Source organism: Anaerotignum sp. MSJ-24 (assembly GCF_018918145.1).
Taxonomy (GTDB): Bacteria; Bacillota; Clostridia; order Lachnospirales; family Anaerotignaceae; genus Metalachnospira.
In genome coordinates this window covers 389043-412946 of record NZ_JAHLPX010000007.1, presented here as the reverse complement: position 1 = coordinate 412946, position 23904 = coordinate 389043, and the positions used below count along the sequence as shown (strand labels likewise).

The window sequence follows — 23904 nt, the reverse complement described above, 5'->3', positions numbered from 1 at the left end:
CAAACTAAGAGGTGTAAATATTGGGAATAAAGTGGAAAAATATTAAAAAAGCTATGAAATTAGAACGGCAGGAAAATAAAAGATCTCTTAAAGTATATATTATACTGCGAGCATTGGTCATTGCCGTTATGATAAGACAGTGCTTTCTCGGAAATTTTGAAAATGTATTTATGTGCGGACTTACGCTGATACTCATGCTCATACCGAGCTTTGTTCAGGTCACATTTCGTATTGAACTACCGACTGCCTTGGAAATAATAATACTGATGTTCATATTTTCGGCCGAAATACTTGGCGAAGTAAACGAATTTTATATAAAAATTCCAGGCTGGGACACTCTTCTGCATACGCTGAACGGATTTCTTGCGGCGGCAATAGGCTTTTCTCTGGTCAACCTTCTCAACAATGACGACCGACTGACCTTCAATCTTTCGCCTTTCTTTGTTGCGATAGTATCATTTTGTTTTTCAATGACAATAGGCATACTTTGGGAATTTTTCGAATTTTCAATGGACTGGTTCTTTGCAACAGATATGCAAAAGGACACTGTTATTCACACAATCAATTCCGTTATGCTCAACCCCAACGGAGTTAATGTGCCGGAGCATATCAAAAATATAACCGATGTTACTGTGAACGGCGTTGAACTTGGACTGGGCGGCTATCTTGACATCGGTCTTATCGACACTATGAAGGATCTGTTCGTTAATTTCATAGGTGCGGTTGTGTTCTCCGTTATCGGCTATTTTTACAGTAAGCACCAAAACAAAAACTCCATAGCCAAAAAACTTATTCCGAGCCAGAAAACAAAGGAAAATGATTTTCTCACACAAGTGACCGAAGGTGAAAAAGCTGATATTTAAAATTGAATTATGGTAATTTTCATACACTATATTTTTCAATAATTATCAAAAAGCAGGTGAGGAAAAGTCTAAAAAGACTCTTCAATTCACCTGCTTTTGAATATACTATAATCTTAAGAGTACTATCTTTTTCAAATTTTTCATGTTTACTTACTAAGATACTTAACAAGCATCTCCATATATTTATCATGTGAAGCTCTGAAAGCAAATACACAATTTGGCTCTGACGGAACGCATCTTCTGTCGATTATTGTTCTTCCGTCAGCAATTCCGGATAATGCAACTCTTACATTACATTTTTTACTTTCGGTAATAACCGAAGGATCTATCACCGCACAAACGGCAAGTGAATCATGCACCGGTGTTGATGTAAGCTTTTTGCCTGCCATTGCGGAATCGAACTCTGCTCTCTGTTCTATTATTTTTGCGGTAAAACCTCCGGCAAATGTTCCGAGATTTCTTAATGTTTCGGCATCCTCAAGAGTAAGTGCGGCAGAATGTGTTGCATCAAGGCTTACAAAAAGAGTAGGTACTCCTGCATTGAGTGCAATCTGTGCCGCTTCGGGATCATGCCATATGTTTGCCTCCGCACATTCACTTACGTTGCCAAGTCTGTCTGTTCCGCCCATTATTATAAGTTCTTCGATATTTTCCGCTATAGAAGGAACAGCGGAAAGCGCAAGACCGAGGTTTGTCATAGGTGCAACTGTTATAATCGTTACCTTTTCCTTTGCATGCTTAAGATAATCTATGTAGAATGAAACAGCGTCCATATCTTCAGCCTTTTTGTCCGTAGGTTCTTCAAGTCCTTCAAGTCTTTTATAATGTATTCTTACTTCTTTGCCGTCTTTTATAATCGGCTGAAGCTCCTGTTTTGTATCTCTTTCAAGATATTTCGCTATTGCGGTAGGCGCACCCATATACACAGGTGTGTCTTTGCCCATTGCTCTGACAAGTCTGCAAGTATTCTCTGTTGTATCTTCAACCGAAAGATTTCCCCATACACAGCAGATAGCAACAACATCAAGCTCATCCGACTGCAAAGCAGTCATTATAGCAACAGCGTCATCAGAACCTGTATCGACATCAAGTATAACCTTTTTCGGTTTTGTGTTTTCAGACATAATATTCTCCTCCTACATTTCAATATATTTTCTTGCAAATACTCCTCTGTCATACGGATGCTTTATTTTTTTGATTTCGGATACATAATCCGATTTTTCAATAAGCTTTTCCGAAGGATTTCTTCCGGTCAGAACTATTTCCGTATTATTCCTAAAGCTGTCAATAATATTAAGCAATGTTTCTTCTCTGATAATTCCGTAATTCAGTGCCGCCATAGCTTCGTCAAAAACAGCCATATCACAGCCGTTTTCAAGAACGGAACGTATATATTCCATTCTCTTTGAATAAAGTCCGACAAGCTCTGCCTTTTCCTCCGAATTCATTCTGCCGAAAAACTTCATCGAAGACGGATTTTCAATAAGTTCTATATTTTTTATACCGCGGAGTATATTCAATTCTCCGCTTGTATTGTCCTTAAGAAATGATGTGTATATAACCTTTCCGCCTCCACCGGCACATCTTACGGCAAGACCGACTGCGGCAGTTGTTTTGCCTTTTCCGTCACCGCAGTAAATGTGGACACAACCATTTTCCATTCTAAACCAACTCTCTAAAAACCTATATACTACTAGCTGTTTAAACAAATCTGAATCGCAGATTTCGACTTACTTATATACTATTTCAGCCTCAAACTCCTCATCGGTACATATAACAAGCTTATATCCGTCAATAAACGGTATTTCTTTTATAACAAAATCTGTATTATTCAAAACGGAAAATCCGTTGAATTCTTCTGTAATTCCTTCACCTGTATATTTAACGACGCTTTCCTTAGCTGTCCAAATATCAAAGAAATCCTCAAAGTCATTTTCCTTCAGATGAAGGTATTCGTCAAGACTGAAATAATTGGATGCTATATATTCGGATCTGTCCCTATTGTTATTCTTAACCTTCTGCAAATCAATTCCTATACAGCAGCTTGATACTGCACATACTGTATAATCTCCGCTATGTGAAAGACTGAAAAACAGCGGAACATTCTCCGTATACGGTTTTTTAAATTCCTGTCTAACTATTTTTATATTATCCGGAAGACTTATTGCTCTGTCTGCCGCAAACATTCTTATACTTTCTGTTATTATTTCGTCTGATGTTTTCTTCGTTCCGTTGTATACGGTTATCACTATATTACTCAAATCCGTACTCCTTTATATAAATTATTATATTTTGAACCCTATGGAGCTTACGGATATTTATTACATATATATCTATATCAAATCTTCCCTCAAATGCCAAAACAATATTATTATGTTTTAAGCATCAATTCTGCCTCATTAGTTCTGTGTTATGATTAATTTTCTATATTATTGCCGAATTAATCTTAAATCGGTTTCTTATATTAAGTCTTATTATCATACTACAAATAATACCACAGGTAAAGTCTATAATTCATTTACTGTTTTATTTTTTCTTTATTTTCTAAAACATCAAGGCTTTTGAATGTCCAGTCCAGCTTCTTTCTAAGATCGCTGTTGCTGTTTATAAGATCGACAAAAGTATCTACCATATGCGGATCAAACTGCGTACCTCTGCATCTTTTAAGCTCCTCAAGAGCCTGTTCGGTTGTAAGCGAATTACGATAGGTTCTCTTGGATGTCATTGCATCAAATGTATCCGCAATACTTATTATTTTTGCCTCATCCGGTATCTGGTCACCCTTAAGACCGTTGGGATACCCTTTTCCATCTATTCGTTCATGGTGATCCTCGACTATATTCAATATATCATCAAAAGAAGATAATGATGAAATAATTTGTTTTCCCTTTGCCGGGTGTGTTTTTATTATGTCATATTCCTCATCTGTAAGCGGTCCCGGTTTCTGTAATATGTTGTCCGGTATACCAAGCTTTCCTACATCGTGGAAAAGTCCGGCTATCCTTACTCTCTGTACAAAATCGTCACTCTTTCCGAGTGCCTTTGCCAAAGCCACCGCATATGCCGAAACTCTGTCGGAATGTCCTCTTGTGTAATAATCCTTTGCATCAACTATCTGTCGCATTGTGTCAATCGTTTCCATATAGTTGTCGTGCATGGTATCATACATTTTTTCAAGCTCTACGCTTCTTATATTTATAATTTCGTGAAGAATTAGATTCTTAACAACAGCAACCGCCTGCTCCGCATATACCTCAAAAAGCTGAATATTTGCTTTATTTGTATCAACCGGTCCGACCGCAAGAACGCCGAATACCTTATCCTCCGCCGATTTAAGTACGGCAAAAAGCATATCATTATATAAATATACTATTTTATTCTCATTGGAACCTCTTATAATTTCCGAAACCTCATGGTTTGTATTAGGCTTCGTTTCCGAATATTTACCGATTCCGTTAAATGTCTTTACTCCCTTTTCAACAAGCAGATAATAATTTCTTACACTTTCTTTATTAAGATATATACATACATCTTCACAATCAAGAAGCTCTGCACATTGTTTAAGTATGGTATCTGTCAAATCATTAATATTCTTATATCCGTTAAGATCGTTCATCCAGTTCAGAATTTTCTGAAGGCTGTTCTGATATGAATTTATTATACGCATATGCTTAATTGATTTAACGCATGACTCAACAAGCAATTCAAGCTCATCAAACCTGTTGCTTTTTTCGTAATAGCCTTGAATATCAAGCTCACGTATTGTTTTTATCGGTGGAGCCATACTCTTATGGCCTGTCAGAAGTATTATAAATATGTCATGGTCGAATTCTCTTATTCTTTTAACAACCTCATCACCGTTAATGGGGCTCATAAGGAAATCCAGCAGGAGTATGTCAAAATGCTCTGTCTTTATGCGTTCAACAGCCTTTATCGGATCATTTTCGGTCTTCACATCAAAACCGACCGATTGGAAATATGACTGCAAAGTAGCTGTCATTATTTCGTCATCATCAAGTGCAAGTATTGATATATCATTTGTTTTCTGGACAATTTTGTTCTTTCGCATTTATCTCTCACTCCCTTCTTCGATAAATTTTATATTCTTCATAGGTATCTCAATTATCATAACAGTTCCGCCTTCCGGATTATCCTCATAGGACATTTTTCCGTCAAACCTAACCTTTATAACCGTACTCGATATATATAAACCCAGTCCACTGCCTTTGCTGCCTTTGCTCGTAACCATGTTTTTGAAAAGCAGCTTTTTGACCGTTTCCGTAATGCCATAACCGTAGTCCTTAACCTTAAGCTTAAGTCCTTCGTCGGTTTTTTCGACAGAAAAAATAATATCGTGATTTCCGTTTTCTTTTTGTGCGTCTATGGAATTAGCCACAAGATTGGACATTACCTGCACAAGGTTGTTAATATCTCCGTATATAAGTACATTTTTTATATCAAAATCGCTCTCTGTCTTAAGACTGCATCCGCTGTTCAACAGCTCATGTCTTAAAAGAAGAATAACCTGTTTAACGGTATTATCCACACTGAACCATGATGTCTCAGACATATTTGCATTGCTTGCCTGACCCTTTACAGTTTGAATTATATCGGACATATAGTCGCAGGCAGTCTTTGTTCTGTCCAGCCATTCATCAATTTCGCCGTATATTTCTCTGTAATCGTCTTCGCATACGTCGGAATCGCCAAGGCTTTCCTTGCATTCCTCGACAAGTCTTTCCACTGCCGAAGCACTTCCGGATATGCTCATAATAGGTGTTTTAAGGTTATGTGCTATACCGCCGACCATCTGGCCAAGAAATATAAGACGCTCATTTTCTATAAGTCTGGTCTGGTTTTCCTTTATTTTCTGCATATCAGCCTTCATTTCGGTTACATCTCTGAATAAAATCGTATAACCGCAAGCCTTATTATTAATTATAAGCGGATTTATCTCAACAACATAGTAACAAATATTCGTTTCTGTTCCATTGATTTTTTCAACAGACTGTTCATAGCTTGTTCCGGAAAAGCTGTTCTGCAAAGAATTCATTGCGGATATTATATTGGACAGCACATTTTTATTATCGGAATTATTTTCCACAGCTATATTATTGAGTTTATTTCCTACTCTTATACCATTATTTTTGCCGATTATATCCATAAATTTTTCATCGTGCCGAACAATAATGCCATATTTATCAATAACAAGGTATCCATCAGCAAGCGATTGAACAAGCTGTTCCATAGTCTTTAAATGTACGTTCAACAGGTACATACGATATATGGCAATTCCAAAACAAACAATTATAATCAGCATAATTAATATATATATTGTCATGTTTTAGCCTCCCTGTTATTTCTACAAATTTCCAGATGTATTTTAACATAATTATTTTCTTTTATTTCTTATATATACGTTTTATAAAACACTTGTTCAGTATATCATAAAATCAACCGTTTTAGCCATTAATAATGAAATAAATTTATTAATATTTACTGTAAAAATTTAATATTTTGCAATGTCAATTCTTTATTGTAGAACTTTATATTTTTTTGTATTTTTTATCATTATATGTTAAAATTATATTTATAAAATTCTTGGAAGTGATACAAAATTGGACAATTATTTTATAGTTAATCCTATCTCCGGCGGCGGTTCTGCCGCAAGAGTTCTTCCGCAAATAGAAGCTCTTGCCGCAAGCCTTAAAAATTGTCATCTGCATACTACATCCGAAAAAGGCAGTGCAAAAACCTTTGTGCATAAAATCGCCGAAAGCGGACGTCCATGCCGTTTTTATGCAGTCGGCGGCGACGGCACGCTTAACGAGATAGTGAACGGAATATATTCTTTTTCCAATGCCGAGGCCGGCTTTGTTCCATGCGGAACGGGAAACGATTTTTCACGTTGTTTTTCACCGGCTCAAAAATTTTATGATATTAAAGCACAGCTTGACGGAACATCAATGGAGCTGGACACAATAGAAACAACAATAGACAACGGGAAACCAACCATGATAATAAACATGGCAAACACCGGATTTGACTGCAATATTGTCATTCGTGCCGACAAAATGCGTTCTTCCGGTTCAACCGCATATATAAAGGGGCTTTTTCAGGAATTTTTCTCAGACTGGGGCTTTAACATAACCATAAAAACCGACAGCGGACTTGATATAACGACCGATGCACTGCTTATGACTGCCGCAAAGGGACATTACTGCGGAGGCGGTTTTTGTTCATCACCGCTTACACTTCCTGATAACGGGCTTATTGACATCGCCGTCATCAAAAACATAAGCAAACTGAAATTACTGCAATTTCTGAAGAAATACCACGACGGAACCTGTATAACAGACAAAAAAGCTCAGGATTTCATCAAATATACTCAATGCAAAGAAGCTGACATTTCCGTCAGCAAACCACAGGGAATATGCCTTGACGGAGAAATACATACATTCAGCAATGCACATTTCAAATGCTGTCCAAAATCAATAAAATTTATAGTACCGAAAGGTGCCGAATATACATATCGAAAAATCAAAAACAGGAGGATAAAAAGCAATGACAATAATTGAAACTATTGAATGTACTCCAAACGAAGAAACCGCTTTCAGAATAGCCGACGAATGCTGTACAAGAATGCAAACTCTTTATGATATGGAAGGACGTGAATTTACAAGAGAACACTACATTGTGTACTTCACCTACTTCGTTTTTGTGGAAAATGCCGCTGTGGCACTTACTCCCAAAATCATAGACACAATGGAAAACATACTTGCGCAAAGAGTCGGCAGAGGTGACAGAATAGATACCTTTGCGGCAAAAAGAATTGCCGTTGATTATATGCGACGTTTCACCGACCTCTGCGGAGAAGAGCTTACAAGCGAAAGTATACAGAAAATCGTTCTTAATATAGAAAGCGAATTCGGAACACAGGAAGGAAGCAAATCACCTTTAAATCTTATCCAGCTTACAATCGATATATTCAATACCGCAAATGACAGATTTAATAATGCAAGAGAGTAAAGCACAACAGAGCAGATGGCTTTTATGGCTGTCTGCTCTGTTTCTGCGTTAAATATTAATTTTCTGTTTTCACATATTTCAGCAACAACATTACCTTATATTATAAATAAAATAAATGCAACAGTTACGGCATAAGCCTCTCTTGTTACCGCTAAAAGCAAAATCATCAAGGTTCCGATAAGCATTGAAATAATTGTAAGTACTCTTTGATCTTTTTCCGGTTTTAATTCTGTCATCAAAATTTTTATAATTCCCGATAAAATAAGCAAACCAATCAAAATACAATATATTAATATACTTACTGAGGATGTTTCTTTATATGAAAGCAAATTTACCGAAAAAACATATCCATCAACGTGTTTCGGATAAAGCGGCAATACAATGAGTGCAACATAGACGACACTAATCGTGTCACATTTATAATTGCTTATATTTAGTCAAGTAAATTAAAAATTTATTAATCTGATTATATATTATATTTTCAATAAATAATACTTAAATTTATACTTTTATGATTGAATAGCTTTTTTAGTCAAATTTATTGCCTTTGCGACAATTTAATGCTATTATTAGTTAGTATAAACTAACGAGATAAGAAGGTAATACTAATGAAAAACAATACCATAACAAACTTTTTTGATTCCGAAATACAGCGCACAGCCGGAGAAAACGGCTGTAATATATACAATTTCAAAAATTCCACAGGCATCGGTGTTATAACTCAATATGAGCTTATGCCCGGGATAAATATTTTCTACAACGATTTTCACATGAAAGACGGAAAAAACGAAAACAAACTGCCTCAGAAAGATACAATCGAAATCAACCACTGCCGTGAAGGCCGTTTTGAATGTGAATTTGAAAACGGAGATTATCAATACATAGGTGCAGGAGATTTATCAATCCACAGGCTGACCAGATGTACAAAACGTACCGCATTTCCATTTGTTCATTTTCACGGAATATCCATTACAATTAATATCCCGGAGGCAACCAAAACAATATCTGAACTGGAAAGTATTATAGGAAAACTTGATATAAATATTGAAAGCATAATAAACCGTTTATGTGATGATAATTCATTTTTTGTTTTGAGGGGTTCAAAAGAAATCGAACATATTTTTTCCGAGCTTTACAGTACATCTCCGGAAACAATATCACACTATGCAAAAATAAAAATACTTGAACTTTTAATGTACTTAAATGATATGACACCGGAAGATTATGTTGTTCAAAAACGATATTTCCAAAGCAGTCAGGTTAAAACAATACATGAAATGCAGAAATTTATGATAAAAAATATCGGACATCACTATACTCTTCGTGAGCTTTCTGAAATATTCGATATACCTCTCACTTCCATGAAGTCCTGTTTTAAGGGTGTATACGGAACATCAATATATTCATATATGAAAGCATACAGAATGCAGTCAGCCGCACTTATGCTCAAACTTACCGGTGACAATGTTACAGAGGTTGCCGCAAAAATGGGCTATGACAACCCAAGCAAATTTACGGAAAGCTTTAAAAAGCAGTTTGGCTGTCTTCCTTCTGAATACAAAAAACGCTGACCGTTCGGATTATTGCCTGTCCACAAAGAGTTGCCGACAATTTTATTAAATCATAATATATTAATTAGTTAGTCTTAGATAACATATGGACAGATACATAAGGAGGTATATTATGAAGAAATATGTTGGAATTTTTACAGCTCTCTGCTTAACAACAGCTCTTATGTCCGGCTGTGGAAGCAGCAATACTAAAACCGAAACGGCTGCGGCAGAAAACGAAAGCGAAAGCAGCTCAATATTCAGCGAAGGAACAGGTACGGCAGAGGATCCTTATCAGATTTCCGATGCAGAAACATTTCTTGCCTTTGCCGAAGGCGTAAATTCAGGTACGGAAGGCGGTTATGCAGACAAATACATTCAGCTTACCGCCGACATTGATTTAAGCGGAATAGACTGGACACCTATCGGAAATATGAACGATATGGAAAACTACACAACATTTTTTCTCGGAACATTTGACGGTTTAGAGCATACGGTATCTAACCTCACCTATACAACAGATGATTTCATATGTGGTGCAGGCCTTTTCGGAATGAATGCCGGAGTGATAGAAAATCTCAATGTTGAAAATTCGGTAATAACAGCCAACGAAGGTACATCGCTTGCCATCGGCGGTGTAATCGGCTACAACATGGGTGTTGCCGACAATATTCATATTTCGGGCAATTCGGAAATAACCGGAAACAACTGCACAGGCGGCATAATCGGCGGAAACAAAGGTACTGTTAAAAATTGCTCTGCAGAAGATGTAAATATTGTTGTAATCGGTGACAATCAATTCGATGACAGAATAATTCAAGTCGATATTGCCGAATGCGGCGGTCTTATAATCGGCGGAAGCTTTGGCGGAACAATAGACAACTGCACAGCCAAAGGCACAATAACAGCAGAAGGAAACGAGCCTGTCGGACTTGGCGGCATTGGCGGCTGCCTTGAAATGATGGATTCCGTAACCAACTGCACAGCAGACGTAACAATAAAATCTGCCAAAGGTGGACACGCAATAGGCGGTCTTTGCGGATATGCCGGAACTCACTCCGATCCTGATGTATGCCTTGAAACAGAAGGTTTTTCAACGACAAATTATCCGTCTGTAATTAATAACTGCAATGTAACTGTCAGCATTGATGCAGACAATGCAACACATGTAGGCGGTATCGTCGGAACAGGGCTTTATTATTACGGAGAAGAAACTGCTTTCAAAATAACAAACTGCTCTGTAAAAGGTGAAATAAACGGTGCCGTAACTCCCGGGGCCATTGCAGGACGTGCGGAAGGCAGCACAATAGAAAACTGCAACGCAGACGTATTATTTAACAGAAATTCACTTACAAGCGAAATTGGTTCTACAACTTGTATGTATGAAAGCGCCGACCAGTATGAATAAACATATTTTTAATTTTTGACTCACACAAAAATGACAAAACCCATTGGTAATTCAATTCATTACCGATGGGTTTCTTTTAAAACACTATTTATGCTTTATGGGGATAAAAGCATTTATTTCTAAATTCGTTATACATTAATATCTTTGGCTTCGTCAATCGCCTCAGCGAGATGAATCGGTGAAACATCATTTTTTGAAAAGTACTCCAGAATTTCTTCCACCTCTTTACGATTTTCACTGACACCGGCGACATAATCAATAAACCTTTCATTAGAAATCATAATACCGTAAATGGCATTATCGCCGACATCTTTTTTCAACATGTAATAACGGTTCCCCTTTTCGTTATTACCGTGGAACATAAGTAATTTTTCACACAGCATTTGTATTCCCCCATTAATTGTTATATTTACATTATTATCCACAACTCCTATATACGCAACGATTTTATAACGATAAAATTCGACACCAACAACAGCTTGATTATAATAAATCAAATATAATCAGGATTTTATTTGCGTAATACGGAAAAATTCACGCAAACATTGTCGATTATTTAAAAATTTTGTTTACAATTATTTTACTAAATAATTACTTAAACGGTTCTCCATTTCTTCATCAACATATAACTCCATGAGAATTCCGTTACCGGTATGCTCTTCACTTATCACTTCACATCTGCCGTATACCATTGACGCTGTCTTTCCGTCACTATACGGAATACAGACCTTAATACTCTTTTTAAAGCTCTTTATCAGCTTTTCGATTGTTTCAAGCATTGCTTCAACACCTTTACCGTCGAGTGCCGATATTCTTGCTTCACATCTTGCATTAAAATCGATAGTCAACGGCAGTTCTACATCTCTGTCCATCTTGTTATACACCGTAATCACAGGTGTATTCTCACAGCCCAGCTCCTTAAGTGTATCATATACAGTATTCATCTGTTCCTGTCTGTCCGGATTAGAGGCATCGACAACATGCAGCAGTATATCTGCATATTTAAGCTCTTCCAAGGTTGCTCTGAAAGCTCTTATAAGATGATGAGGCAATTTTCTTATAAATCCTACTGTATCTGTAAGAAGTATCTCTGTACCTCCGGGGAGCTTAAGACTCCTCGTTGTTGTGTCAAGTGTTGCAAAAAGTTTATTTTCGGCAAGCACACCGGCATCTGTAAGTCTGTTAAGCAATGTGGATTTTCCCGCATTTGTATAACCGACAAGCGATACACTGATCGTTCCACGTTTATTTCTTCCGTTTCTCAAAAGCTCTCTGTGCGTCTGGATATTTTTAAGCTCGCCTTCAAGCTCCGATATTCTGTCTTTTATATATCTTCTGTCTGTTTCAAGCTTTTTTTCTCCGGGGCCTCTTGTACCTATACCACCGCCAAGTCTTGAAAGTGATGTTCCCTGTCCCGAAAGTCTTGTAAGACGGTACTTAAGCTGTGCAAGCTCAACCTGAATTTTACCTTCGTTGGATAATGCTCTTGCGGCAAAAATATCGAGTATAAGCATTGTTCTGTCCATAACCTTTGTTCCGAGCATTTCTTCAAGATTTCTCATCTGTGCCGGCGAAAGCTCGTCATCACATATTATTCCGGTTGCGTCAACAGCATTTATAAGCATTTTCACTTCTTCGATTTTGCCTTTACCGATGTAATGACCGGGATGTCTTTTTTCTCTTCGCTGTATAACTCTGCCGACAGTAACCGCACCGGCTGTTTTTGCCAGCTCCTCAAGCTCATTTAAAAATGACTCTGCGTCTGTGCCGTCCTCTTCGACAGCAACAAGAATAACTCTTTCCTCTTCTTCCTCTATATTATATAATTTTGTTTCTTTAGCCATTTTATCACCTCTGATTTCAAACTGATTACCGTTTATTTTAGCACACATTTCTAATCCGTTCCATATTCTTTTATAATTGCAAAATCTTTATAATAAAACAAAGAGAATATCAGCAATTTGTGACATTCTACATAATAATTATCATCTTCTAAATTTCTATCAAATTTAACCTCGTATAATTGCATCCTTAATTATTCGAATCAAATAGTTATACTCGGAATATTCACCGTCCGAAGCTTTTACAAGTGAATCCCTTACATAATCTGAATTTTCTTTTAATAACGATTTATTCATTTTAAAGCCATGATATTCGGCAAACTGTGTTGCAAAAGTAATTACTGTTCTTGTATTTCCTTCTCTAAACGGATGTACCTGCCAAATTGCAGCTATGATTTTAGCAAATTTATCTGCTGTTTCCTCTATGCTTAATTCTTCCCATTTAACACTATTCAACTCTTTTAAAGCCTTATTTATATCTCTTTCAATGTAGTTTGAATCAGAATATCTTACAGTATCTCCTCCAAGAACACGTTCTCCTTTTACGATATTAATTCCTCTTTCTTTTCCTGCCCATTCATAAATATCACCGAATATATAAAAATGAATTTTCTTCAATCTGTCATAATCAAAATTCTCTGACTTTACTTTGTCATCAATATCCAACAACTTTATATATGTGATATTGCTTTCAGCTTCAAGAAGGAGTTTTTCGTCCTTGATATTGAGTAAATTTCTTAATACAGGAACATCATCATATAAATAATAATCCTTCATAAAGCTTATACCTCTGCAATCTTATAGCGCTTTATAGTGGCTTCCAATATTTCTGAAATTTCTTTTTGCCCGTCTATATACTCCTGTACCAAATCCATAGTTTCTTTAGTAGGTTCGCTTGCGTCAAGAGTTGATATCGCAAGAGCATCATTTACTATTTTTTCACGAATAACCTTCGTTGTTTCCTTTATAGTATATTTCTTTTCAACAGTATAGCTCATTTTACCACCTCATTTTTCTTTACCAAAATATTTCTATAATATTCAGCCGCAGTTTCCGGCAGAACAGGATTTATATAGCTGTTCGTTCCATATTCAAAGCCTGCCGGATTTCCCATTCTCGGCAATATACGCATGAACCAATGTCCGTCACAATCCTTTGGTGTATCCTCAAAACATATATTGTAACAGATATTTTCTCTTAAACCGCTTACCATTTTTAGCATTGTTTTAAGCATACAAGCAAGCTCATCAAGCATTTCATCACTGAAATCTCCATAATGCTTAATATGCTTTTTTGCGGCTATATCTATTTCATAGGACATTCTCGATGCAAACGGAGTATATGCCGCAAAATTATCACTTTCGTCTATAATTCTTATTTTTTTATCAAGCTCATATTCCGTTATTGCACAAACCGCACATTTTCCGTTTTTCAGCTTATATTCATTATTCCGTTCGCATATCACCTTCTGTTCTCTCGGAACAACCGTAACAGCAATTATCTGCCAGTGCGAGTGCATAAGCGATGCACCGGATTCCGGACCGCAGTTTTTAAAAGCCTCAACATATTTTATGTCCGGATTTTTCATCATTTCGTTATATCTCAAACGTATTGTTTTGAGCACCTCTGCAATATGCTTAACCGAAAAATCGTGTATTGCCTCGGAATGCTCTGCCGTATCAACAACAACCTCATGTATTCCGTTTCCATATGCCGATGTATAAAAATCTTCATCACAGCACTCTGACTTATCATTGTTTACTGCCGGATATTTATTGGGAAATACTCTTATTGTCCATTCTCCATCAGCGGCATTTTGATAAACCGCATTGGGTGTCATGGCTTCATTACCGGGGCAGAATTGACAATCGGTTTTATCAGATGTTTTAGGTATGCTGTGCTTAATAAAATCATATGGTCTTGATTTTCGGTTACCTGCAAATATAACCCATTCACCGGTCAGTATATCCTGTCTTAATTCCGACATGTTACCATCTCCCCGTTGTATTTTATCTCACTGTTATGTTTTCTATGCCGTTAAAAACTCTGTTTCTTACCGGCGTAAGATCTCCGTGTATTCTCTGCGACATATAAACAGACGATTTTCTGTAAACAAGGCTTATATAAGGCAATTCCTGTGAAATATAATTCTGAAGCTTGCCATATGCGGTCATCATTTCTTCATCGGTTACGGCGGAACTGCATTCGGAAATATATTCATCCATTCTTGAACTTGAATATCCCATTACATTATTATCGGTACCAAACATATTTGAAAAATCATTGGACGGAGATACTGTCCAACCACCGACAAAAATATCATAACTTCCGTTATTTATTTTATCCATATATGTCTGATAATCTGCCTCTGTCACCGATACCTCAAAGCCAAGTGCATTTAATGCCGAAGCAAGATTTTGTGCAACCTGGCATCTTTCGGAATTTTCTTTATTAACAAGTATTGCCGCCTGAAGCTTCCTGCCGTCCTCATTTTCTCTTACCGTCTGGCTTGTTCTGAATCTCCAGCCGGACTGCTCAACGAGCATTTTTGCCGTTGTCAAATCGTTATCATATCCGTATACACTGCTGTCATAAAGCCATGATGATGTTCTGACAGGAGAATATGCTCTTTCAGCATTGCCGAGATAAATTCCGTCAATTATATTCTGAATATCAAGGGAATAAGCTATTGCCTGACGTATATTTCTATCCATAAATACGGCGTTATTGAAATTAAAGCCTATAAAATCATACACATTTGTAATATAGCTTACACGTTTTCCGTTAAAGGCTGTATTTCCGCCGGCAAGCTCCGTTTCCTCTGCCAGAAGAATATCCGTAATGCCCTTTGTGAACAGATTAAGCTGTGTTTCCCTGTCCTTTGTCATTGTAACAGTTATTTTATTAACAGCCGCCTGTCCTTTGAAATCATTCATTGCCGCCGTAAGCATAAGCTCCTTTGCCGGAGAAAAGCTTTCAAATCTGTATAAACCGGTTGTTACGGCAGTTGTAGGATTATCACTCATAACCGCATAATCTCCGCCGTAAAAGGCACTGCTTATAACAGGAAAAGCAAGATATACCATATTTCCGGCTCCGCTGTCATAAAAGGTTATGTCAATCTGATAGCCGCCCTGTGCCGACCAGTTTTTTATATGATCTGTACAGCTTTTATAATATGAATTTTCGGCATTATCTATCGTTCTGAGCGAATATATCACATCGTCAGCTGTAAGTATTGAGCCGTCCGAAAAGCTTACACTGCTCTTTAATGTAATATGTGCTGTTTTTCCGTCCTCATCAAATGTCCAGCTGTCGGCAATATTTGGCTCTGCTTTTCCGTCCTCACCTATATTTACAAGATTTTCATACATCAGTGTAAACACATCATTAACCGTTTCATCTGAATTGAGCAGAGGATTAAGTGTTTTTGTCATATTCATTGAAAGCTGTAATTCGGTTTCATCATTATTTTCGCTGTTTATTGATGCCCCCTGTCCCGTTACGCTGCCCTGAACAGCCGCCGTTTCGGAGGACGAACAGCCTGTTATAACAAATATCAAAGCACTAAGCAATGCAATAATTTTTTTCATCAATTACAGCTCCTTATAATATTTTTCATAGGCAGACATATATTTAACGGTTTTTTCAACATATCCGTCCGTTTCCTTATACGGTATGTTATCAAGAGTTTCTCCGTCTGAACTGTATTTGGAATCTGCAAGCCATTTGTTTACATTTCCGCAGCCCGCATTATAAGCGGCAAGTGAGGTTTCCAGTTTTCCGTCATACATATCCAGAAGATACCTCAGATACCAACAGCCTATTCTTATATTTGTGTCCTCATCATAAAGCATATCAAGACTGAAATCATCAATTCCGATTATATCTGCCGCCCATATGCCTGTTTCCGGCATAATCTGCATAAGTCCTCTGGCACCTGTTTTTGAACGGTCGTTTTTATCAAAACCGCTTTCCGCTTTTATTACTGCAAACACAAGTTTTTTATCTATATTATAATCTGTGGCATATTTTTCAACATATTCATCATAGCGAACAGGATAAAGCACATTTGGTACAACATATGCCCTGTATACAACCGAAACCGCTATAACAAAAATAATAATGCCGATCAAACATTTACTTTTTTTCATTTATAAAGCTCCCAATCGTATTTTTATCATCAAATAAGAGCATCAAGCTGACTTTCTATATTATCATCATCTGAGCTGTTGTCAATTATAACTGCACCCATAGCCTTGTATTCCTTCCATGATTTTTGAGAAGCAATGCGTTTTTCTGCCTGCTCATATGTTATTCCGTCACGTTTCATAATTCTTTCGGCTCTCACCTTTTCATCGGCATAAACCACCCATACGGAATCGCATATATCAACAAGTCCTGCCTCTGCAAGAAGAGGTGCATCAATTATAAATATCGAATATTTATCCGTCTGCGGTGTTATTTCTTCAATAAGTTTTTTAATTTCCGCAACTATGTATTTATGTGTGCATTCATCAAGGAATTCAAGCTCATTTTTATCCGAAAAAACAATATCTCCAAGCTTTCGTCTTATAATATTGTCGTTTTCATCAAGTATGCCTTTTCCGAAATGCTCAACAAGCTCATTATAAGCCGGCTTTTCTTTTTCTATTATTTCATGTGCTATGACATCGGCATCGGCTATGTATGCGTGTCTTTCCTTAAGCATTGAGCCTACATGGCTTTTTCCGCTGCCTGTTCCGCCAGTTAATCCTATTATTCTCATATTTATCACCAGTTTTATTATTTTTTATTTTGCCTCATACCAGCTTTTGCCGCTGTGTACATCTACTTCAAGAGGTGCTTTGAGTTCGGCGGCATTCTCCATTTCCTCCTTAAGATACTGCTTAACTCTTTCCACCTCATCATCATAAGCCTCAATAAGGAGTTCGTCATGTACCTGTAATATAAGCTTTGATTTCATATTTTCGTTTTTAAGTCTTTTGCTTACATTAATCATCGCTATCTTGATTATATCTGCGGCACTGCCTTGTATAGGCATATTCATTGCCACTCTTTCGGCAAACGATCTCTGTATGGGATTACCCGAATTTATTTCCGGAACCGGTCTTCTTCTTCCGTAAATAGTCGAAACATATCCGTTTTCGGACGCCTCCGTAATTGTTCTGTTCATATATACCTTGATATTCGGATATTTTGCAAAATAGCCTGCCATATATTCCTCGGCTCTTTTTCTTGTTATTCCGAGGTCCTTGCTTAAGCTTGACGCTCCCATACCGTATATCATTCCAAAATTGACCGTCTTTGCCTCACTTCTCTGCTTCGGTGTAACCTCATCAAAAGGAACATTAAACACCTGTGATGCAGTAAGGCGGTGAATATCCTGCCCTTCCTTAAACGCATTTATAAGCGTTTCGTCCTCTGCCATAGATGCAAGAACTCTGAGCTCAATCTGCGAATAATCCGCATCAACAAATTCACAGCCGTCCTTAGGTATAAATACCTTTCTAAGCTCTCTGCCAAGCTCAAGTCTTACAGGAATGTTCTGAAGATTTGGCTCTGTTGAGCTTATTCTTCCGGTTGCCGTTATTGTCTGATTGAAGGTAGAATATATTCGTCCGGTTTTTTTATCAATAACCGAAAGAAGTCCGTCTGCATACGTACTCTTGAGCTTTGCAAGCTGTCTGTAATAAAGCACACTTGCGACTATCGGATTATCTCTCTTAAGGCTTTCGAGAACATCGGCGGCAGTTGAATAGCCTGTTTTTGTCTTTTTGCCGCCCTTAAGTCCGAGCTTTTCAAACAATATAACTCCAAGCTGTTTGGGCGAATTAATATTAAATTTTTCTCCGGCAAGCTCGTATATTTCCTTTGAAACCTCATTCATACTTTCCTCAAGACGTTTCTGGAAATCCTCAAGTGCTTTTTTATCAACAAGTATACCTTCCCATTCCATATCCGAAAGCACGCCGATGAGCGGCAGTTCTATATCATAATATAAACTATGCTGTCCGTTTTCATCAAGCTTGTTTTCCAGTATGTCCTTAGCCTTAAATGCTGTTTCCGCACTCTTTACGGCAATATATCTTCTTTCTTCCTCAGAAACTGCCCAAAGGCTTTTCTTTGATTTTCCTTTTCCCAGTATTTCCTCTTCGGATTTTATCTCTTCTCCGAAAAACTCACTTGATATATCATCAAAATGGTAAGTATCCTTCATCGGATTTATTAAATATGCCGCAATGGACACATCAAATGACAAACCGTTATATTCAATGCCGTTCTTTCTTAAAAATGCCATATCGGATTTGCTGTCTATTGTTATTTTCTTAAGGCTTTCGGACTCAAAATAAGACTTTACGGCATTAAGAAAATCATCCGATGACATAAGCCCGCCTGTTTCCGCCCACGCAGTAACATCATCACAGGCAAACGCCATTCCGACAACGGCATTATCCTCATGCAAAAGCGTATAAGCAGACATCTTGTTTTCAAGTTTTGTTATAAATTCCTTAACGTCGTTGGCGTCTTTAAGCAAAAGCATATGCTTCTGTTTATTTTCTTCGTCCTCTATATTTGCCTCAAGCTTAACTCTTCCAAGCATACTTTTAAATCCAAGCTGTTTAAATATATTATAAGCCTCTTCGGAATAAGGTCTTAAGGCGTCCATATCGTCAAAATTACATTCAATAGGCACATTAAGGTCAATTTCCACAAGCTTTCGGCTGAGTCTTGCCTGTTCTGCAAAGGCTGTAAGATTTTCAGACGCCTTTTTCGGCTTTATCTCTGCCGCATGCTCTATCGAATTTTCCACATCACCGTACTGCTGTATTATTTTTACAGCAGTCTTTTCGCCTATTCCGGGCACGCCGGGAACATTATCTCCGGCATCGCCCATAAGAGCCTTTACCTCAATAAAAGCCTTTGGATTTACACCGTATTTATTTTCAACCTCATTCGGACCGTAATCCTCTATTTCGGTTTTGCCCTTAACTGTTTTCGGTATTCTTACCTTTATATTTTCAGTACATATCTGAAGCAGATCTCTGTCGCCGGAAACAACGGTTGCACTTATTCCGTTTTCTTCCGCTTTTTTTGCCATTGTGCCGAGTATATCGTCTGCCTCATATCCGGCAAGCTCAAAGCATGACACATTCATTGCGGCAAGTGCCTCTTTAAGAATCGGCATCTGGCCTCTTAATTCTTCGGGCATACCTTTTCTGTTTCCTTTGTAATCGGAATACATTTCATGTCTGAATGTAGGTGCGTGAACATCAAAGGCAACACCGAGATAATCGGGCTTTTCATCGTCCATAAGCTTAAAAAATATATTCATAAATCCGTAAACGCCGTTTGTATACCTTCCCTGTGAATCCGTAAGAAGCGGAACACCGTAGAAAGCACGGTTTACGATACTGTTTCCGTCTATAATAAGCAATTTTTTACGGGACATTGTTTTTCCTCCCTGTCAGTCATATGTAATCAATTTATTATACATCAATTCCTTTGTTTACACATTACTTTTTTATTAATATTTATAAAACAATGCTTTATATTTTGACAAAATAAGCATGTCAATTTTATTAACATATTCTTTGGTACCGCATATAATATAATACGTTTTTTCTATCGGAGGTAAATTTATATATGTCTGAAAAAAAGTTATTAAGCATAGCCGCTGTAACAATTTCCGCAATAACCGCTTTGTCCGGTTGCGGTTCGTCAAAAGAAAATGAGCTGACAACAGTACGGCTGAATGAGGTTGTTCATTCCGTATTTTATGCACCGCAGTATGTAGCACTGGAAAATGGATATTTCAATGAAGAAGGCTTGGATATTGAGCTTTCTGTCGGTCAGGGAGCCGATAAAAGCATGACAGCTCTTTTATCCGATTCGGCAGACATTGCACTTCTCGGAACAGAAGCCGGAATATATATAATTAATGAAGGTAAGGAAGATCATATAAAAACATTTGCACAGCTTACACAACGTGCCGGAAACTTTCTTGTATCGAGAAAAGATGAACCGAATTTCAAATGGTCGGATTTAAAGGGAAAATCAATAATCGGCGGCAGACCGGGCGGTATGCCGGAGCTTGTGTTGGAATACGTTCTCAATGAAAAAGGTCTGGAAAAAGGCAAAGACGTAGATATAATAAACAATATTTCCTTTGAATCTACCTCCGGAGCATTTGCGGCCGATGTCGGAGATTACACAGTTGAATTTGAGCCGTCTGCATCGGCTTTGGAGCAGAAGGGCTTAGGCCATGTTGTGGCATCTCTCGGAACCGAATCCGGCTTTGTTCCGTATACGGTATATATGTCCACCTCGGATTATATAAATGAAAATCCCGAAATAATACAGTCCTTCACAAATGCAATATACAAAGGACAGCTCTGGGTAAACGAGCATACCTCCGAAGAAATTGCTGCAGTAATACTTCCGTACTTCACCGAAAGCGATCTTGAAACGCTTACCGGCATAATCGAGCGGTATAAAGCTCAGGACACATGGAAAACCGATCCGATATTCGAAAAAGAAAGCCTTGAGCATATTGAAGACATAATGGAATTCGGCGGAGAACTTTCCAAACGTGTTGATTTTGACGGCTTTATAGATAACAGTTTTGCGGAAAACGCAGTCAAAAATATAAAATAAGCTAAAAATGCCGAGCCTTTTTTTCAAAGGTTCGGCAAATATTATTGTCAGTTATTTTAATTCCTGTAACGCTCTTTTCATATCCTTTATCATCCAGTTCGGAATCTTCATCTCTTCAGCTTCTTTGACCGTAAGCCAATAATAGCTGTCGTGTTCTTCGCTGAGTATTACCTTTCCGCCTTTATACACACATAAGTATGTACAAAGCGTCATATGTACCTGCTCTCTGATAACATCAAATATTCTGAGCGGTTTTATTATTTTTACCTTAACCGAGGTTTCTTCGGAAATTTCTCTTAAAAGACCTTCTGTGCATTTTTCGCAGAAACGCACACTGCCTCCCGGCAAATCCCATACCTCATATTTGTTAAGAAAGCTTTTTTCCATTTCTTTTTTACTTCTTCTTAAAAGAAGTATTTTATCCCCATTCACTATAACTGCCTTTGCAGCCAGTGCAAATCCCGACCTCATACACGACCTCCGAATAATTACTTGGATGTCGCTTCGTCTAAGAGCTTTTTAAGATCTGCCTCATCAAAGTTATAAACCTTGTTACAGAAATGACATGATATTTCTGCTTTTTTATCCTCTTCAAGGATAGTTCTTAAGTCCTTTTCACCTATTGAAATAAGTGCTTTTTCAACTCTCTCTCTTGAGCAATCACAATAAAATTCGGTAGGCATCTTATCAATTATTTCAAGATCCATATCACCGAGAACAGCATCAAGTATAGTTTCCGGTGTTTCGCCTCTGTCAAGAAGCTCTGTTATATACTTAAGATGAGTTATTCTTTCCTCAAGCATTGTTGCAACCTCAAGCGTTGCTCCGGGCATAAGCTGGATTATAAATCCGCCTGCCGCTTTTATTGATGTATCCGTATCAACAAGAACGCCGAGTGCAATGGCTGTCGGTATCTGCTCACTCTTTGCATAATAATATGTGAGATCCTCTGCAATTTCTCCCGAAACAAGCTCTGTCTTTCCTACATAAGGCTCTTTAAGTCCGAGATCCTTAATTACTGTAAGATAACCTTTGCCAACTGCTCCGCCAACATCAAGCTTAACAGGCGATTTGGGAGGTATATCTACATTTGGATTAAATGGATAACCCTTAACTCTGCCTTTGCTGTCGGCTGTAACAAGAAGTCCTTCGATAGGGCCGTCACCCTTTATCTGCAATGTAACAAGGTCTTTCTCGCCCTTAAGCATAGTTCCCATCATTGCTCCGGCTGTAAGAAGTCTGCCTAAAGCCGCAGACGCAACCGGAGTTGTGTTATGAAGAGATCTTGCTGTCTGAACTGTATTTTTTGTTGTAGCGGCAAATGCTCTGATAAGTCCGTCTGCCGCAGTTGCTCTTAATATATAATCATCCATTGACTATTTCCTCCTTTTTGGTTATTTCTCTTGCGACAACGTAAATACGCTCGCTGTCGTCCCTTGCAGGCTCAAAAGTAAAGGCATCATATGCCGCTTCAAATTTCATTCCGCTTTCTTCAATATATCTGCGTATCGTTTCGAGATCATAAGCTCTTTCGTAATGCTCTTCCTGTGTTCGGTCATATGTGCCGTTTTCATTTTTAACAAAGAAGTTAAGATAATATTCGTTTATCTTTTCTTCCTCATCATAATAATTTTCCCATATATATGCGGCATCGTCCGTTATTTCCGAAAAAGTATTATAACTATAAATATTTTTGAATTTATATTCAGTATTCAAATCAAAAATAAACAGACCATTTGGATGAAGATAATTATTGACAAGTCTGAAAACCTCTTTTATATCCTCGTCCTCTGTTATGTAATTCAAGCTGTCGCAAAGGCACAGTATACAGTTGACTGTGCCGTAAAGCTCAAATTCACGCATATCCTGGAGAAGAAAAAGCGTATCAAGGCCTTCCTTTTCCGCTTTAAGCTTTGCCTCGGAAAGCATGTCCTCGGAAACATCAATTCCGATAACATCATAACCCTTCTTTGCAAGACGGAGAGCAATGTTGCCCGTTCCGCAGCCAAGCTCACAGACAAGCTCCGGCTTTATATTGAATTCAGAAAATATTTTTTCCACATAGTCAACCCATTCATCATAGTTGACATCCTCCATAAAGAGGTCGTAAACAGATGCAAAGCTTTCATATGCACCCACAAAATCACCTGCTTTTTATATATTTACAATACAGGACTGTATAACTAATTAATTATAAATAATTTACAAAACATTTGCAAGTTTTTGCCGTCAATTTTTATTATTTTTTTCGCGGTGTTTTCCCGCTATCTTTCCGCCGATTGCTCCGCTTTCTCTTGAGGTAAGACTCTTCCAGCCTGTTTTTTCTATTTTTTCACGCAGTCCCAGTTCTTCGGCTATTTCAAGCTTAAGTCTGCCGACCTCGGTTTCCAGATCGAATAGTGGTTTTTTCTTCTTCTCCTTTTTATTCTTATTACCGGTCTTTTTGGTATTCTCATTCATTTCGGCACCTCCGATGTTTTATAATACTCCTATTGTTGACATTTACTCATAGTTTTATGTATATTTATTAATTCATACCCTAATTTCATTGACAC

25 protein-coding genes are annotated in these 23904 nt (G+C 37.6%); 6 read left to right on the top strand and 19 right to left on the bottom strand.

Translation table 11 applies throughout. The features are described 5' to 3' along the window. Window positions 1–53: 53 nt before the first annotated feature. Window positions 54–863, top strand: coding sequence for a hypothetical protein (locus tag KQI66_RS08245; RefSeq protein WP_216428769.1), 810 nt, complete (start codon window positions 54–56; stop codon window positions 861–863). Between the two features lie 146 nt (window positions 864–1009). Here the strand turns inward: KQI66_RS08245 and KQI66_RS08240 are convergent, their stop codons facing one another. The 5 genes from KQI66_RS08240 to KQI66_RS08220 all read right to left on the bottom strand — a co-directional run bounded on the left by KQI66_RS08240 (window position 1010) and on the right by KQI66_RS08220 (window position 6204). Further along, window positions 1010–1987 carry a nucleoside hydrolase gene (locus KQI66_RS08240; RefSeq protein WP_216428478.1) on the bottom strand — a complete coding sequence of 326 codons (978 nt, stop codon included), beginning with the start codon at window positions 1985–1987 and terminating at the stop codon, window positions 1010–1012. Window positions 1988–1999: 12 nt separating this feature from the next. Then, window positions 2000–2524, bottom strand: a complete 525-nt coding sequence (locus KQI66_RS08235; RefSeq protein ID WP_216428476.1) for a cob(I)yrinic acid a,c-diamide adenosyltransferase — start codon at window positions 2522–2524, stop codon at window positions 2000–2002. A 69-nt stretch (window positions 2525–2593) separates the two neighbouring features. Next, window positions 2594–3124, bottom strand: a complete 531-nt coding sequence (locus tag KQI66_RS08230; RefSeq protein ID WP_216428474.1) for a 4'-phosphopantetheinyl transferase family protein — start codon at window positions 3122–3124, stop codon at window positions 2594–2596. Window positions 3125–3381: 257 nt separating this feature from the next. Continuing rightward, the gene (locus KQI66_RS08225) at window positions 3382–4932 is read right to left on the bottom strand and encodes an HD domain-containing response regulator (protein WP_216428472.1); all 1551 of its coding nucleotides are present in this window, start codon (window positions 4930–4932) and stop codon (window positions 3382–3384) included. Next, window positions 4933–6204, bottom strand: a complete 1272-nt coding sequence (locus tag KQI66_RS08220; RefSeq protein ID WP_216428470.1) for a sensor histidine kinase — start codon at window positions 6202–6204, stop codon at window positions 4933–4935. It lies immediately after the preceding gene. Between the two features lie 277 nt (window positions 6205–6481). Between KQI66_RS08220 and KQI66_RS08215 the strand changes: the two genes are divergently transcribed. Beyond that, window positions 6482–7441 carry a diacylglycerol/lipid kinase family protein gene (locus KQI66_RS08215; RefSeq protein ID WP_216428469.1) on the top strand — a complete coding sequence of 320 codons (960 nt, stop codon included), beginning with the start codon at window positions 6482–6484 and terminating at the stop codon, window positions 7439–7441. Next, the gene (locus KQI66_RS08210) at window positions 7428–7892 is read left to right on the top strand and encodes a hypothetical protein (RefSeq protein WP_216428466.1); all 465 of its coding nucleotides are present in this window, start codon (window positions 7428–7430) and stop codon (window positions 7890–7892) included. Before KQI66_RS08215 ends, KQI66_RS08210 begins: the two co-directional genes overlap by 14 nt. Before the next feature lie 95 nt (window positions 7893–7987). Here KQI66_RS08210 and KQI66_RS08205 read toward each other — a convergent pair whose 3' ends face one another. After that, window positions 7988–8128 carry a hypothetical protein gene (locus KQI66_RS08205; protein WP_216428465.1) on the bottom strand — a complete coding sequence of 47 codons (141 nt, stop codon included), beginning with the start codon at window positions 8126–8128 and terminating at the stop codon, window positions 7988–7990. A gap of 372 nt (window positions 8129–8500) precedes the next feature. Between KQI66_RS08205 and KQI66_RS08200 the strand changes: the two genes are divergently transcribed. Both KQI66_RS08200 and KQI66_RS08195 read left to right on the top strand, forming a co-directional pair. Beyond that, the gene (locus tag KQI66_RS08200; protein ID WP_216428463.1) at window positions 8501–9463 is read left to right on the top strand and encodes a helix-turn-helix domain-containing protein; all 963 of its coding nucleotides are present in this window, start codon (window positions 8501–8503) and stop codon (window positions 9461–9463) included. A gap of 112 nt (window positions 9464–9575) precedes the next feature. Then, window positions 9576–10850: a GLUG motif-containing protein gene (locus KQI66_RS08195; protein ID WP_216428461.1), complete on the top strand. Its 1275-nt coding sequence runs from the start codon at window positions 9576–9578 to the stop codon at window positions 10848–10850. A gap of 128 nt (window positions 10851–10978) precedes the next feature. Here the strand turns inward: KQI66_RS08195 and KQI66_RS08190 are convergent, their stop codons facing one another. From KQI66_RS08190 to polA, 9 genes are all read right to left on the bottom strand, one after another. Next, window positions 10979–11347, bottom strand: a complete 369-nt coding sequence (locus tag KQI66_RS08190) for a DUF6514 family protein (RefSeq protein WP_216428459.1) — start codon at window positions 11345–11347, stop codon at window positions 10979–10981. A gap of 78 nt (window positions 11348–11425) precedes the next feature. Next, window positions 11426–12694, bottom strand: a complete 1269-nt coding sequence (hflX, locus tag KQI66_RS08185) for a GTPase HflX (RefSeq protein WP_216428766.1) — start codon at window positions 12692–12694, stop codon at window positions 11426–11428. Between the two features lie 165 nt (window positions 12695–12859). Further along, window positions 12860–13468 (bottom strand): Fic/DOC family protein, encoded by a 609-nt coding sequence (locus KQI66_RS08180; RefSeq protein WP_216428456.1) that lies wholly within the window; start codon window positions 13466–13468, stop codon window positions 12860–12862. Window positions 13469–13473: 5 nt separating this feature from the next. Then, on the bottom strand, window positions 13474–13689 hold the full coding sequence (locus KQI66_RS08175) for a hypothetical protein (protein ID WP_216428454.1): 216 nt from the start codon (window positions 13687–13689) through the stop codon (window positions 13474–13476). Continuing rightward, a complete protein-coding gene (locus KQI66_RS08170; protein WP_216428452.1) occupies window positions 13686–14678 on the bottom strand; it encodes a galactose-1-phosphate uridylyltransferase in 993 nt (330 codons plus the stop codon). Before KQI66_RS08170 ends, KQI66_RS08175 begins: the two co-directional genes overlap by 4 nt. 22 nt (window positions 14679–14700) lie before the next feature. After that, window positions 14701–16284 carry an ABC transporter substrate-binding protein gene (locus tag KQI66_RS08165; RefSeq protein WP_216428450.1) on the bottom strand — a complete coding sequence of 528 codons (1584 nt, stop codon included), beginning with the start codon at window positions 16282–16284 and terminating at the stop codon, window positions 14701–14703. Between the two features lie 3 nt (window positions 16285–16287). Further along, entirely contained in the window at window positions 16288–16845 is a 558-nt protein-coding gene (locus tag KQI66_RS08160) for a lytic transglycosylase domain-containing protein (RefSeq protein WP_216428448.1), read from the bottom strand. A 29-nt stretch (window positions 16846–16874) separates the two neighbouring features. Then, window positions 16875–17459, bottom strand: a complete 585-nt coding sequence (gene coaE, locus KQI66_RS08155) for a dephospho-CoA kinase (protein WP_216428446.1) — start codon at window positions 17457–17459, stop codon at window positions 16875–16877. 24 nt (window positions 17460–17483) lie between these two features. Beyond that, entirely contained in the window at window positions 17484–20144 is a 2661-nt protein-coding gene (polA, locus tag KQI66_RS08150) for a DNA polymerase I (protein WP_216428444.1), read from the bottom strand. 194 nt (window positions 20145–20338) lie between these two features. Between polA and KQI66_RS08145 the strand changes: the two genes are divergently transcribed. After that, complete coding sequence (locus KQI66_RS08145) at window positions 20339–21349, top strand: ABC transporter substrate-binding protein (protein ID WP_216428442.1); 1011 nt, start codon at window positions 20339–20341, stop codon at window positions 21347–21349. 51 nt (window positions 21350–21400) lie between these two features. On the opposite strand, the gene KQI66_RS08140 is transcribed toward KQI66_RS08145, so the two are convergent. The 4 genes from KQI66_RS08140 to KQI66_RS08125 form a co-directional block, all read right to left on the bottom strand. After that, complete coding sequence (locus KQI66_RS08140) at window positions 21401–21820, bottom strand: NUDIX domain-containing protein (RefSeq protein ID WP_216428440.1); 420 nt, start codon at window positions 21818–21820, stop codon at window positions 21401–21403. Between the two features lie 17 nt (window positions 21821–21837). Then, window positions 21838–22722, bottom strand: a complete 885-nt coding sequence (gene hslO / locus KQI66_RS08135) for an Hsp33 family molecular chaperone HslO (RefSeq protein WP_216428438.1) — start codon at window positions 22720–22722, stop codon at window positions 21838–21840. Beyond that, window positions 22715–23488, bottom strand: coding sequence for a class I SAM-dependent DNA methyltransferase (locus KQI66_RS08130; RefSeq protein ID WP_216428436.1), 774 nt, complete (start codon window positions 23486–23488; stop codon window positions 22715–22717). Before KQI66_RS08130 ends, hslO begins: the two co-directional genes overlap by 8 nt. Window positions 23489–23578: 90 nt before the next feature. Next, window positions 23579–23809, bottom strand: a complete 231-nt coding sequence (locus tag KQI66_RS08125) for a small, acid-soluble spore protein, alpha/beta type (RefSeq protein ID WP_216428435.1) — start codon at window positions 23807–23809, stop codon at window positions 23579–23581. Window positions 23810–23904 lie beyond the last annotated feature (95 nt).